At 40.8% G+C, this 12,509-nt stretch carries 15 protein-coding genes and 1 riboswitch; of the genes, 11 read left to right on the top strand and 4 right to left on the bottom strand.

The genetic code is table 11. The features are described from left to right. Positions 1 to 118 precede the first annotated feature (118 nt). Positions 119 to 218, top strand: a riboswitch (purine riboswitch). Positions 219 to 335: 117 nt separating this feature from the next. The 8 genes from xpt to IEE86_RS02490 all read left to right on the top strand — a co-directional run bounded on the left by xpt (position 336) and on the right by IEE86_RS02490 (position 9,448). Next, entirely contained in the window at positions 336 to 920 is a 585-nt protein-coding gene (xpt, locus tag IEE86_RS02525; RefSeq protein WP_191095801.1) for a xanthine phosphoribosyltransferase, read from the top strand. Continuing rightward, positions 917 to 2,239: a xanthine permease PbuX gene (gene pbuX / locus IEE86_RS02520; protein ID WP_191095800.1), complete on the top strand. Its 1,323-nt coding sequence runs from the start codon at positions 917 to 919 to the stop codon at positions 2,237 to 2,239. Before xpt ends, pbuX begins: the two co-directional genes overlap by 4 nt. A 238-nt stretch (positions 2,240 to 2,477) precedes the next feature. Beyond that, positions 2,478 to 3,578, top strand: a complete 1,101-nt coding sequence (locus IEE86_RS02515) for a type III polyketide synthase (RefSeq protein WP_191095799.1) — start codon at positions 2,478 to 2,480, stop codon at positions 3,576 to 3,578. Then, positions 3,575 to 4,084 carry an isoprenylcysteine carboxyl methyltransferase family protein gene (locus tag IEE86_RS02510; RefSeq protein WP_191095798.1) on the top strand — a complete coding sequence of 170 codons (510 nt, stop codon included), beginning with the start codon at positions 3,575 to 3,577 and terminating at the stop codon, positions 4,082 to 4,084. Before IEE86_RS02515 ends, IEE86_RS02510 begins: the two co-directional genes overlap by 4 nt. Before the next feature lie 38 nt (positions 4,085 to 4,122). Then, the gene (gene fbpC / locus IEE86_RS19590; protein WP_318010240.1) at positions 4,123 to 4,257 is read left to right on the top strand and encodes a Fur-regulated basic protein FbpC; all 135 of its coding nucleotides are present in this window, start codon (positions 4,123 to 4,125) and stop codon (positions 4,255 to 4,257) included. 132 nt (positions 4,258 to 4,389) lie between these two features. Next, a complete protein-coding gene (gene dynA / locus IEE86_RS02500; RefSeq protein WP_191095797.1) occupies positions 4,390 to 7,983 on the top strand; it encodes a dynamin GTPase in 3,594 nt (1,197 codons plus the stop codon). 41 nt (positions 7,984 to 8,024) lie between these two features. Continuing rightward, entirely contained in the window at positions 8,025 to 8,288 is a 264-nt protein-coding gene (locus tag IEE86_RS02495) for a YpbS family protein (protein ID WP_191095796.1), read from the top strand. Positions 8,289 to 8,560: 272 nt separating this feature from the next. Continuing rightward, a complete protein-coding gene (locus IEE86_RS02490) occupies positions 8,561 to 9,448 on the top strand; it encodes a 5'-3' exonuclease (RefSeq protein ID WP_191095795.1) in 888 nt (295 codons plus the stop codon). 73 nt (positions 9,449 to 9,521) lie between these two features. On the opposite strand, the gene IEE86_RS19280 is transcribed toward IEE86_RS02490, so the two are convergent. From IEE86_RS19280 to IEE86_RS02480, 3 genes are read right to left on the bottom strand one after another with little or no spacing between them, the layout of a single operon-like run. Next, the gene (locus IEE86_RS19280) at positions 9,522 to 9,647 is read right to left on the bottom strand and encodes a small, acid-soluble spore protein L (RefSeq protein WP_224740741.1); all 126 of its coding nucleotides are present in this window, start codon (positions 9,645 to 9,647) and stop codon (positions 9,522 to 9,524) included. 42 nt (positions 9,648 to 9,689) lie between these two features. After that, a complete protein-coding gene (locus tag IEE86_RS02485; RefSeq protein ID WP_191095794.1) occupies positions 9,690 to 10,085 on the bottom strand; it encodes a reverse transcriptase-like protein in 396 nt (131 codons plus the stop codon). A 1-nt stretch (position 10,086) separates the two neighbouring features. Further along, positions 10,087 to 10,776, bottom strand: a complete 690-nt coding sequence (locus IEE86_RS02480; RefSeq protein ID WP_191095793.1) for a queuosine precursor transporter — start codon at positions 10,774 to 10,776, stop codon at positions 10,087 to 10,089. A 94-nt stretch (positions 10,777 to 10,870) separates the two neighbouring features. Here IEE86_RS02480 and IEE86_RS02475 point away from each other — a divergent pair, with 94 nt between their 5' ends. From IEE86_RS02475 to IEE86_RS02465, 3 genes are all read left to right on the top strand, one after another. Next, positions 10,871 to 11,542: a ribonuclease H family protein gene (locus tag IEE86_RS02475; RefSeq protein WP_191095792.1), complete on the top strand. Its 672-nt coding sequence runs from the start codon at positions 10,871 to 10,873 to the stop codon at positions 11,540 to 11,542. A gap of 1 nt (position 11,543) precedes the next feature. Further along, entirely contained in the window at positions 11,544 to 11,726 is a 183-nt protein-coding gene (locus IEE86_RS02470) for a zinc-finger domain-containing protein (RefSeq protein WP_191095791.1), read from the top strand. A gap of 169 nt (positions 11,727 to 11,895) precedes the next feature. Further along, on the top strand, positions 11,896 to 12,078 hold the full coding sequence (locus IEE86_RS02465; protein ID WP_191095790.1) for a hypothetical protein: 183 nt from the start codon (positions 11,896 to 11,898) through the stop codon (positions 12,076 to 12,078). Positions 12,079 to 12,129: 51 nt separating this feature from the next. Here the strand turns inward: IEE86_RS02465 and cspD are convergent, their stop codons facing one another. After that, positions 12,130 to 12,330, bottom strand: a complete 201-nt coding sequence (gene cspD, locus IEE86_RS02460) for a cold-shock protein CspD (RefSeq protein ID WP_003215784.1) — start codon at positions 12,328 to 12,330, stop codon at positions 12,130 to 12,132. Positions 12,331 to 12,509: the final 179 nt, after the last annotated feature.

The raw sequence follows: 12,509 nt of genomic DNA, 5'->3' as shown, positions 1-12,509 counted from the left end.
TCAGAAGGGTGCTTTTTTGGTGCATGAATATTCTAAAAACGAACGTTTTGATCTGATCTATTATTTAAGTTCGGTATTTTTCTAGAAAAGTGCTTTCCAAGTGTCTGAAATCTTGTTATAATTTGAGCACGATACCACTCATATAATCGCGTGATGATGGCACGCAAGTTTCTACCGGACACCGATACCGTTCGACTATGAGTGAGCAAAATGAAACAGCTCTTGTTTGAGCTGAAGATCCGCGGATCGTTTTCGCATTGCTTGCTCCTCATGGACAGCAATGCTTTTTTTATGCAAAAAATAAGATGTTTGCCAATATGCTAGGGGGAAGAATGATGGAATTGTTACGTCAAAAAATTGAGAACGAAGGAATCGTTCTGTCAAATCAAGTATTAAAGGTAGATACCTTTTTAAATCATCAAATTGATCCTGTGTTAATGCATGAGATCGGTCAAGAGTTTGCTAGATTATTCAAGCATGATGGCATTACAAAAATCATCACTATCGAATCGTCTGGCATCGCACCTGCTGTGATGGCTGGACTTGCTCTTCAGGTGCCTGTGGTCTTTGCTCGAAAACGCCAATCACTCACATTAACGGATAACCTTTTAACAGCAAGTGTGTACTCCTTTACGAAAAAAGTAGAAAGTACCATCGCTGTCTCAAATACGCACCTTAGTGAAAATGATTGTGTGTTAATCATCGACGACTTTTTAGCAAACGGTGAAGCTGCTAAAGGACTAGCCGCTATTGCAAAGCAGGCGAAGGCAAAAGTAGCCGGATTTGGCATTGTCATTGAGAAGTCATTCCAGCCTGGAAGAAAAGAGCTTGTGCAAATGGGCTACCGCGTCGAGTCACTCGCGCGTATTGCATCACTCGAGGAAGGGAAAGTCACGTTTGTACAGGAGGTACAATCATGAGTGCCGCTAAAAAAGTCAAAACGCTCTCGCTAGGCATTCAGCATGTACTGGCGATGTATGCAGGCGCGGTTCTTGTCCCCCTCATTGTTGGAGATGCACTTGGGCTCTCGCCTGCACAGCTGACGTACTTAATTTCCGCGGATATTTTCATGTGTGGTGCCGCTACACTGCTCCAAGTATGGAAAAACCGCTTCTTTGGCATAGGTTTGCCTGTGGTATTAGGCTGTACATTTACTGCCGTATCTCCTATGATTGCGATTGGCTCTAAATATGGGATTTCGTCTATATATGGAAGTATTATCGCTTCAGGGTGCATTGTCATTCTCCTTTCTTTTTTCTTTGGGAAGCTTGTGAAATTTTTTCCGCCCGTTGTAACAGGTTCTGTCGTGACCATTATTGGTATTACCCTCATTCCTGTAGCGATGAACAACATGGCAGGCGGAGAAGGAAGTGCAGATTATGGATCTTTTGAAAATCTAGGGCTCGCTTTCCTTGTGCTGTTTATGATTGTTTTGCTCTATCGATTCACGAAGGGATTTATGAAGGCGATTGCTATTTTAATCGGTATTCTATTTGGGACAGCAGTCGCTGCCCTATTAGGAAAAGTGGAAACGGCCGAAGTAGTGAATGCACAAGTTTTCCGCATAATTGAACCTTTTTATTTTGGCATGCCTACCTTTGAATTTGCGCCCATCATGACCATGACGTTAGTTGCGATTGTATCTTTAGTTGAATCAACAGGTGTTTATTTCGCACTAGGAGACTTAACGAATCGGTCATTAAAGGAGAAGGATTTAGCAAAGGGCTACCGAGCAGAAGGGATTGCTGTTTTATTAGGCGGTATTTTCAACGCCTTTCCGTATACAGCCTACTCGCAAAACGTTGGATTGATCCAGTTAACGGGTGTCAAGAAAAACCAGGTCATTGTTGTGACAGGAGTATTGTTGATGGTATTTGGTCTTTTTCCTAAAATCGCTGCATTTACAACGATTATTCCAAAGTCTGTTCTAGGCGGCGCAATGGTTGCGATGTTTGGCATGGTCATTGCGTACGGTATTAAAATGCTCACGCGCGTCGATTTTGCAAAACAGGAAAACTTGCTCATCGTCGCTTGCTCAGTTGGGATTGGTCTAGGTGTCACTGTTGTGCCGCAAATGTTTGAGCATCTGCCAGAATCCATCAAACTATTGACAAGTAACGGAATCGTGGCTGGGAGCTTTACCGCCATTTTACTTCATATCATTTATCACATGATTCCATTTAAAAAAGACACAGAGCACGATCATCATGTGGAAGAACCTAAACAATCTGTTATGTAAGCACCTCTCACCTGAGAGGTGTTTTTTTTGCATAAAAAAAAGCAGGTTCGCTTGGCTTGGAACGAACCTGTGAAGGAGGAAAACTACATCATGTTTTCACTTATATTATCCAATATTTATCAATTGTCGTCAAGACAAAAAGTTAGACGGAGGAAAATGTTTTGACTGGATTGTGACGATTTGGCATGTATATCTTACTTTTGATAGGGGATATTAACCAAAAAAAGAGGTGAAGCAGGTGGCGTACATTCTTTCTGTTGGAACAAGTCTGCCAAAGAATCATGTGGATCAGCAAAAAGCTGCTGAATTTGCAAAATCTCAATTTAAACGATCGTTTAAAGATATTGACCGGTTGCTGAGAGCGTTTCAAAATGGAGAAATTCAGAGCAGACAGTTTGTGCAGCCCATTGAATGGTATCAGACGCACCACTCTTTTGAAGAGAAAAATAATCTCTATTTGGAAAAGGCATTGGCTCATGCGAAAGAAGCGATTATTCACTGTCTTCATGAGACAACCTTCCTTAAAAAGCCTATTGCGTATGAAGAGATTGATGTTTTGTTTTTCATCTCAAGCACCGGTTTGTCAACACCAAGTATTGATGCAAAGCTGCTGAATGCTCTCCCTTTTTCGCCTTATACGAAACGAGTGCCGATTTGGGGGCTAGGGTGCGGGGGCGGAGCGGCAGGGCTGTCACGAGCTTATGAATATATAAGGGCATACCCAGAAGCGAAGGTTCTAGTGGTCGCATGTGAGCTGTGCAGTTTAACCTTTCAGCCGGAAGATCAATCAAAAAGCAATTTAATCGGTACCTCCTTGTTCGGAGACGGGACGGCGGCGGTTCTGTTAACTGGAGAAAAGGCTGCATCTGACTATACGCAGTTAAAAACAGTGCCTAAATTACTTGGTACACAGTCAGTAACGATGAAAGAGTCTGAGGATGTGATGGGTTGGGCATTTACAAGTGACGGCTTTCAGGTCATATTCTCACGTGACATTCCGTCTATTATTTCAGGCTGGCTAAAAGAGCAGGTGGAGCAATTTCTACATCAGCTCAGGTTTTCAACAGACGACCTATCTGTTTTTCTTGCCCACCCTGGAGGGAAAAAAGTCATTGATGCCTATCTTGACAGTCTATCTCTACAAGAACATCAGCTTTTTTCTTCAAAAGAAGTACTGAAGCACCACGGGAATATGTCCTCTGCTACAGTGATGTATGTGATCAAGCATTTTCTTGAACATCGCGCACCTGATCCGGGAGATGTGGGACTTTGCGGAGCGCTTGGTCCAGGCTTTTCCTCTGAATTACTACTCATGAAATGGGAGGAAATCTCTTCATGATCTTTTGGCTCATCATTGGTTTCTTCATTTGTCAGCGCCTGATTGAAATGCTTGTTGCGAAAAGAAATGAGAAGAAAGTGAAATCGATCGGAGCGATTGAATTTGGTGCTAGTCATTATCCCTATATGGTCGCCATGCATGCTGCATTTTTCCTCTCACTCATTGGAGAGACATGGCTGTTAAACCGCAAACCGTCCCATTTTTTTCTATTGCTGCTCGTGTTCCTTCTGGCTACACAGGTGGTTCGATACTGGGCATTATGTTCTCTTGGGACGTACTGGAATACAAAGATTTTAGTGGTGCCAAATGCGATGATTGTCAAAAAGGGGCCGTATCGCTGGTTAAAGCATCCTAACTATGTGGTGGTGGCGATTGAGCTTATTTTGATCCCGCTCTTATTTGAGGCATATATGACCGCCATTTTGTTTACGTGTTTAAATGGGTGGATGATGATGGTGAGAATCCAAACCGAAGAAAAGGCACTGAATGAGTATTTATTAAATTAATATTGAAAATCATTATCAGTTGTGCTACACTTTCATTAATGATAAGCATTCTCAATCATGAAGAATGGACGGTGATTCACATGACAATGATTTTCTTACTCGGTACGGTTTGTGTATACAGCCTTTTAATTGGCTTTGTTTTAAAAGGTGTTTCAAAAAAATCTGCTTCCTGATCGCAGTCAATCGCGACTGATCGGGTAGCAGATTTTTTTATTTCCTCAGATCAGAAGAAAAATCTCTTTATTTTGTGTAAAATGGTATCACATACATAACTGACTTTTCTAAAAACAAAGGGGTTTATCGTCATGAAAGATTTGTCTATTCGAGATTCGCTCGTTCAAACTACAGGTGCTTTATATCAAAGCCTTCTCAAAAGGGATGACCATGAACGTGCAGCCAAACTTGCATCAATTATGAAAAAGGAAGCAGAAGAAGAAGTGTATATCGCATTTACCGGTCACTATTCTGCTGGTAAGTCATCACTTGTCAATCATTTGCTTCATGATCAAATCCTGCCAACGAGCCCCATTCCAACAAGTGCAAACTTAGTCGTTGTGAGAAAAGGGGAAAGTGAAATGCAGCTTCACACCTCTGATGGCCGTTTTGCAAAAATGAGCGGTTCTTATGATAAAGAAGCGGTACAGCGTTTTTGTAAGGATGGAGAACAGATTGAAATGGTCGAAATTAGTGGTGATTATAGGGGACTTGAAGAAAAGGTGGCACTGATCGATACACCAGGAATTGATTCAACGGATCATGCACACTTTTTATCTGCTGCGTCAATTCTACATCAAGCAGATGCTCTTTTTTATGTCGTTCACTATAACCATGTTCATTCTGAAGAAAACATTCGATTCATTCGCTCCATCAAAGAGCAAGTGCCAAATCTTTATTTTATCGTGAATCAAGTCGATCGGCATGATGAACATGAGACAACGTTTGAAGACTACAAACATCAAGTGGTTGAGATGCTTTTGAAAGAAGGCATTGAGGAAGATCATCTATATTTTACATCTGTAACCGATGAGGCGCATCCAAGAAACGAAATGCTGCGTCTAGTTGAGAAACTACAAGAATTACAAACATTGCCTAAAGCATCTCTTCGGGCCTATACAGAGCAGAAGATTGAGCATGTTCTCAAAGAACATATCGAATGGTTAAAAGAAGAGCTGCAGGATGAGGATCTTAAGACGCAGCTTCAAAATAAAAGAAATGAAGTCAACGAACTTGAAGCGAAAAACCGATTGATCGAAAATGGCGCAAAACAGTTAGAAGACGAAGTATCTTCTGAAGTGGAAAGCATTTTAAAAAATGCGAACCTAACCCCATTTAGGATGAGAGAGCTCGCAAGTGACTATCTCGAATCGAAAGCTCCTGGCTTTAAAGTAGGGCTACTCTTCGCTAAAAATAAAACCGAGCAGGAAAAAGAAAAACGAGCAAACAATTTCCTAGCAGATGTACAGGCGAGAATGAAGGCAGAAGTGGACTGGCATATTGCAGAGCTTCTCAAAAAGGAAGTCAAGCGGCATCAGCTTGGTGAAGAACTGTTAAATCAAGTGATGGCGTTTGAAACACCTGTTCAAGAATCCCTGCTTGAAAAAGTCATTCATCCCGGTGCGACTTTTTCTAATGAATATGTTCTTCAATATGCAAAAGATGCAGGGGACGCCTTGAAAAGACAGGCTAAACAGAACGTGATGCCACTAATTGAACAAATGACCGAAACACTAAAAGACCAGCTCACGAAGGAAAAAGGGAAGCAGCAAGAAAAATGGGCACAGGCGAAAAAAGAGCTTCAAACGCTTGAGCAATGCATCGAAAAAGATGAACAAATCAAGCGGGACATCCAGCATGTATGGGATATATGGAAAAATGGAACAGATGAGCTGATCCAAGAGGATTGGTTTTATGAGAAAAAACAATGGATGCAGCATGACCAGCTGAAGCAGCACCGAGCGCCATTTCAGGCTGAAGAGAGTGAGCAAGAAAATGAGCCGGCAGATCGTGATCAAATACGTCAGACTCAGCACTTAACAACGGCACAGTCGATTGAGCAGTTTGCACAGCTTGCTCGTATTTTATTGCCACTAGACGTTCTTCAGTCTCAAAGAAAGTCCTTTGAAAAACGAACAGAACGGCTACAGGCAAAAGAGTTTACACTCGCCTTATTCGGCGCTTTTAGTTCGGGGAAATCTTCCTTTGCAAACGCACTTGTTGGGCGAAAGGTATTGCCATCATCACCTACGCCAACAACTGCAACGATCAACAAGTTAACACGGCCGACGGAAGATCACCCGCATGAAAGTGTGAAAGTGGTCTTCAAAACAGAACAGGAAATGTTAGAGGAGCTCAATCAGATTCTCGGATTTTCTATCTCAGAAGAAAAAGGAGATACGTTTAGAGCGAAACTCGAACGAGTGTTGAAAAAAAGACAGCTTGAACAGGATCACTACATCATTGTTGAACATTTTCTTAAAGCGCATGCCCGTTTTCATGAATCTATTGACAACAATACGTCTTTAAATGTCACACTTCAAGAACTAAAGCCGTATGTGGCAGAAGAAGCTGTTTCTTGTGTGGTCAAGGAAGTGACGGTGTATTTAAGCACGCCTCTAACAGATAAAGGACTGACGATTGTTGATACGCCAGGTGCAAGCAGTATGAATAAGCGTCACACAGAGTTGGCCTTTCAATATATGAAGGATGCAGACGCCCTTCTTTATTTAACGTACTATCAGCATTCTTTCTCAAAGGCGGATCGGTCATTTTTACGTAAGCTCGGGCTTGTAAAAGATTCATTTAGCATGGATAAAATGTTCTTTATTATCAATGCAGCTGACCTTGCAAAGGACCAAGCAGAACTTGAAACCGTCTTTGACTATGTGAAAAATGAACTCACAAAAGAAGGCATCCGAAACCCAAACCTTCATCATGTGTCCAGTAAGGAAGAGATCGAAGGGAAGGGGCAGACAGCTTATAATCAATATGCACAGCTTAGACAACAACTCGACTATTTTATTGAGGAAGAATTAACGAAAGATGCCATCGAGCTTTTGCATTTTGAAGCGATTACACTATGTGGAACAGTCGACAAGCTACATGCAACCTTGCATCAGTCAGAGGATGAGAAACGAGCGGAAAAGAAAAAGATAGAAACATCCCATGAAGCAATCCTTGAAAAAATGAGCCAGGTCAAACGGTCGAAGCTAGTGATAGAAAGCGTAAAAAAGGACTTGCAAGAACAGCTTTACCATATTGTTCAGCGTCTATCACTATTTGCAAATGATATGTTAAAGACCGCCTTTTATCCTGGACTATCCCAAGGAAATTTCGGGCAGCAGTTGAAAAAGGCGCTTGAACAGGCGTTAAAGGATTATGAATTTGAATTTATACAGGAGCTCAAGGCGCTCGATATCCGAATGGAATCGTTTATCAATCAGTATTTTAAGGAGGAGTGGGAGAAGGGCATGCAGGCTGCATGTGCTGAAGATCCTTACTTTTCCCTCAGGCTGTCATCGCCGGAAGAAAAAAACGCTGAGCTAAAACAAATTGAAGTCGAAGCAGATCTTAGCCAATTTGAGCCGCTCTTAAAGAAACAAAAATCAGCAAAAGCCTTCTTTGAACAAAATGGAAAGGCTGCATTTATTGAAGGGATTCGAGATATTCTTCTTCAATTAACGACTGAGTGGGCAGATAAAGAAACAGCAGAATTATTGAGCAGATACGAAAAGATGGTGGAGACCTTTACTGAAAGGTATGAAACAGAAGCCATCCAGCAGCTGAGTGAACAAAAACAAACATTTATTACGAGCTTAACGACAGATGCCAAAGAGCAGGCCATCATTGAACAAGTATATGAACAAACGAATGAATGGAGGAAGCAGTTGAAAACCATTTGATTCATGGTAGACTAGATAAAAAAGAAAGCAGTTGATACAAAATGACGAGTGTACACGAAGACATCTCCGCACATTCACAAAAGCAGCATGCTCATATCCAATCCTTTCTCGCACTTGAACAGAAAAGAGAACAGGCGATAGAAGCTGCCGTAGCAAAGTGTGAGCAAAAGGAGCCATTTACAACAGATGAGATCAATGCCATTACTTCAAAAATGAATGAGCTTGCAAGAGGCGGAATTGTGCCACAGCGTAAGCATGTCACGATCGATATGGTAAGGGAGTATGTCGAACGTAAACAAAAGTAAAGAGTAACTTTCTCTTTTCAGGTCATCTTAACAAATGAACCGAGAAAGGAGAATGATGATGGAAAAAAAGCAAAACGTAAAGCGGCAGGAAGAGCGTGTGCCTAAACAAAAAGACATGCCTTCCTATGCAGAAGCTGAAACAGAAAAAATGCAATATGGCAAAAAGTAAATCGGCTGCCTCTTCTTTTCAAAAGAAGAAGGCGCCTTTTTATGTCCATGTCGGTGTTCTGTGATAGAATAGGAGTATTGTTTTGAAAAGGGAGTTTATAAAAATGAATAAACACGTACTGCTTGTAGATGGCATGGCGCTGCTTTTTAGGTCGTTTTATGCGACGGCTGTTCATCGCAATTTTATGATAAATGATCATGGTGTGCCGACAAATGGAGTGAATGGTTATTTGAAGCATTTGTTGACAGCTGTACAGACATTTGAGCCAACCCATATCGTTTGCTGCTGGGATATGGGAAGCCAAACGTACCGAAATGAATTGTTTCAAGATTATAAAGCCAATCGAGGAGAGCCGCCTGTCGAGCTTATCCCGCAGTTCGATTTAGCAAAAGAAGCTACAGAAGAACTAGGAATTGTGAATGTTGGCTTAAAAGGCTTTGAAGCAGATGATTGTATCGGTACGCTTGCTGCACTCTATCAAAAAGAGGCGCGTGTAACCGTCTTAACTGGAGACAAAGATTTGCTGCAAATTTTGAATGAACAAGTGTCAGTGGCCCTCATGCAAAAAGGAATCGGGAATTATAAGCAATATACAAAAGCCTTATTTGAAGAGGAAATGGGCATTTCTCCAAAGGCACTGATTGATATGAAAGCACTCATGGGTGATTCAAGTGATAATTATCCAGGTGTAAAAGGAATCGGAGAAAAAACGGCATTGAAGTTTATCCAAACATATCAAACAATTGATGGATTGTTAGAAAATATTCATGAACTCACAGCTGCGCAGCAAAAGAAAATGCAAGCGGGTTTAGAAGATTTGAAGCTTTCTCGTATACTGGCAGAGATCAAATGCGATGTGCCGCTCAGCTGTCCAATTGACGAAACGAAAATGAATGTGAATCAAGAGCGGGCGGCGGCTATGCTGCGTTTACATCAAATCAAAGGAATTGAACCGATGGTGAATCGTTTAAGTAAAATAGAGATCAGCTAGAGCTGATCTCCTAGATTGTTGACAAAGGGCTAAAGTGATCTTTATTTTGGCTCTTTGTCTTTTTCAGCGTGGTTTAGCTTTTCGTATTGCTTTTTTTCGCTCTATTTTCTAGCTGAGATAGGGGCTGTTTATCTTTTGTTTGCGCATCACCTTGAGGAGTTGTCCCGTTTGTGACACGACCTTTGTTCTCTTTATCCAATCAGTATCACCTCACACATTAGCATAACCTAAAAAAAGCGATTCATCCTTTAGAAAGGTGAATCGCTTTTCTAGCGAGCTGATCAGCTACTTGATTTTCCTTGCTCGGAATCCACTTAATGAAAAATAAATCAAATTCGCTTTGGAGCTGCAGCATTTCTTCGATAAAATGCCGAAAAGCTGGATTTTTAGCAAATCCTGCATTGGCCGCGCGGTCGACTACTTGTGAATCTGTGCGGAATGAAACAGTCCGCAACCCTTTTTCTACGCAAATTTTCATCCCTTCAATAAGAGCGGAAAACTCCGCTTCGTGATTGCTCATAGTTCCAAGAGGAATGGAAAAAGATTCAGCCTTTCCATCATATTTAATGAAAATGCCGATGCCAGAGGGACCTGGATTTCCTGCACTAGCACCATCAATGTAAATTTCAGCTGGCAAATTATTTCCCCCTTTCATCAAGCGGAACCATTTTTTTTGCGGCATATGCATATGGTGTGGCGATCGCAGCTACGATAAATTTAATGACATATGTCGTGATGAAAATTTCAATCCATATCTGGAATGGGTAGGTGCCAAGAAAGGCAATCGTTGTGAAAACGAGTGTATCAAGCAGCTGGCTAATCATCGTACTCCCCGCATTTCGCAGCCAGAGCGCACCGTCTGAAGGAAATATCCGGCGAATAAACGAATATACATAAACATCTAACATTTGACTGATGATATAAGCAGCAAGACTACCAAGAGCGACCCTTGGCATAAAGCCAAAAATCGTTTCTAATGATGTTTGTGAAATGTCAGATGGAGCGGGATGGAATAGCAAAGCCTCCTGCATGACAACGGTTAATGTTAAAAGGGTGGCAAAGCCAATCCAGACAGCTTTTCTCGCTTCTGTTTGTCCATATTTTTCATTGAGGACGTCCGTTGCAAAGAACACACTGCCGTATAAAATGTTACCGAGTGTTGCCGTTAATCCAAATAATTCAACGGTTTTGACCACTTGTAAATTTGCGGCAACAGTTGCAAAGCCAATCCAGACGAAAAGGCCCATCTTGCCAAATCCTTTATAAAATAGAAGAACAATGATAAAATTAATGATCGCAAATAAGATCCAAATACCTTCATTAAACAAGTGACATGAACTTCCTTTCTCATTGTAAAATGTAACTTTTTGATTATAGCATAACGAACGTTTACCTTAAAAGCACGGGAAGGCGATGTGATCAATGAAACTAAGAGCACACTATACAATGAAAGTGAAATCAATTGGGTCCATTGCTTTTTTCCAAGAAGATTGGATGGAGCTAAAAGAGGCCTTTCTTTTAGCAAAGCATATAGACAAAAAAGAACCACAGTCACTCCTATCATTTGAAGATGAAAAAGGGGCGATGTGGTCCATAAAAGAACTTGAAAAGCTACAGGAAGAACTTAGGCTTGAACCTGATCAGCTTCAGGTCTATTTTGATGCGAGTTTTCGTAAAGAAACGGGCGCATCAGGACTTGGAATTGTCGTGTATTATAAGCTTGGAAAAGATGCCTATCGATTGAGGAAAAATCAGCCTTTCCAAGGGATCACCAATAATGAAGCGGAATATGCCGCTTTATTTGAAGCAGTAAAAACTTTAAAAGACCTGGGTGCCAGCAGAAATTCTGTTACGATTAGAGGAGATTCGCTTGTTGTCATGAATCAGCTAAATGGAGAATGGCCTTGTTATGATGATGTACATAACAAGTGGCTCGACCGGATTGAGGCTGCTTTAAAAGAGCTGAAACTTACACCAACATATGAAGTGATTGATCGTAAACAAAATGCTGAAGCGGATCAGCTAGCAAGGCAGATTCTTGCAGACGTCCCAATCGAAAGCAAGTTGAAATTAGATGCAGACGGAGCTGAATAATGTGGATAAAAAAACAGCAGTAAAAGAATTGACGGATCTTCAAGACACGTATTGTTCAGATTGTTTGATTAAGAAGCACTTCCGAAAAGAATTTGGTAAAAAATATGCCCATTCCTTTTGTATTCAGCAATGTACAGTAGGAGAAAAAATAAAAGAATGCGGAAATGCACTGCTCAAAAAGTAAGAGGGTGCACCGGTTTTCCCTGATCATACATCCACTCATGAAAAAAAACGAATAGAATGTGTAAAAAAAGAACATATTCAAGAAAATGAGCCGATATAACTATAGAAAGTTTTGGTTGAGTTACTTTTTGACTAAGTGACGGATAATAGAGGAAAAGGGGAAGGCCGGCATGAATAATAAGGATTACGAAACGGTATTACATCGAACATTTCAAGAGGTGTATAGCGATCTAGAGCAGCTAGTAGATGTAGCAAAGAAGGGAAGACCTTTTCTCGAAAAAGATATCTCTGAAATTGAACAAAGACTGAAGCAAAATATTTTAGCGATTGAAATTCAGCTGAAAATCAAATAAGAGAGGCATAAGCCTCTCTTTATTTTGTCGTTTCATCATTCATTTAGTTGATTAGATTTTTGTTACGTTTGCTGCTTGAGGTCCACGATTACCTTCAACGATTTCAAAAGAAACTTCTTGTCCTTCTTCTAAAGACTTGTAGCCGTCACCTTCGATAGCTGTGAAGTGAACGAATACATCGTCTCCACCTTCAACTTCAATGAAGCCGAAACCTTTTTCATTATTGAACCATTTTACTTTACCGTTTTGCATATTGCTTTTTCCTCCTAGTACTGTAGCATACCTTTTTTGGTATACTAAAAAAAATTTTTCACCATCTAACGCCTTAGAAGTTGTTAAATGATGGTTCCACTATACACCATCAAAAGTAAAGCGTCAAGGTGATGAGCCAAAATTTGAGCATAATGTTTGATTTTTTTGGTGAATTGTCA

Source organism: Bacillus crepusculi (assembly GCF_014764715.1).
In the GTDB taxonomy this organism is placed as follows: Bacteria; Bacillota; Bacilli; order Bacillales; family Bacillaceae; genus Bacillus.
The sequence above is the reverse complement of the archived record's forward strand: the minus strand, read 5'-3'. Positions and strand labels throughout refer to the sequence as shown.

Excerpts from the sequence above, each read along its gene's own strand:
- IEE86_RS02490 (WP_191095795.1), top strand. The coding sequence starts at position 8,561 with ATGAATAAACACGTACTGCTTGTAGATGGCATGGCGCTGCTTTTTAGG.
- dynA (WP_191095797.1), top strand. The coding sequence starts at position 4,390 with ATGAAAGATTTGTCTATTCGAGATTCGCTCGTTCAAACTACAGGTGCT.
- IEE86_RS02475 (WP_191095792.1), top strand. The coding sequence starts at position 10,871 with ATGAAACTAAGAGCACACTATACAATGAAAGTGAAATCAATTGGGTCC.
- IEE86_RS02465 (WP_191095790.1), top strand. The coding sequence starts at position 11,896 with ATGAATAATAAGGATTACGAAACGGTATTACATCGAACATTTCAAGAG.
- IEE86_RS02495 (WP_191095796.1), top strand. The coding sequence starts at position 8,025 with ATGACGAGTGTACACGAAGACATCTCCGCACATTCACAAAAGCAGCAT.
- cspD (WP_003215784.1), bottom strand. The coding sequence starts at position 12,330 with ATGCAAAACGGTAAAGTAAAATGGTTCAATAATGAAAAAGGTTTCGGC.
- fbpC (WP_318010240.1), top strand. The coding sequence starts at position 4,123 with ATGATAAGCATTCTCAATCATGAAGAATGGACGGTGATTCACATGACA.
- IEE86_RS02510 (WP_191095798.1), top strand. The coding sequence starts at position 3,575 with ATGATCTTTTGGCTCATCATTGGTTTCTTCATTTGTCAGCGCCTGATT.
- xpt (WP_191095801.1), top strand. The coding sequence starts at position 336 with ATGGAATTGTTACGTCAAAAAATTGAGAACGAAGGAATCGTTCTGTCA.
- pbuX (WP_191095800.1), top strand. The coding sequence starts at position 917 with ATGAGTGCCGCTAAAAAAGTCAAAACGCTCTCGCTAGGCATTCAGCAT.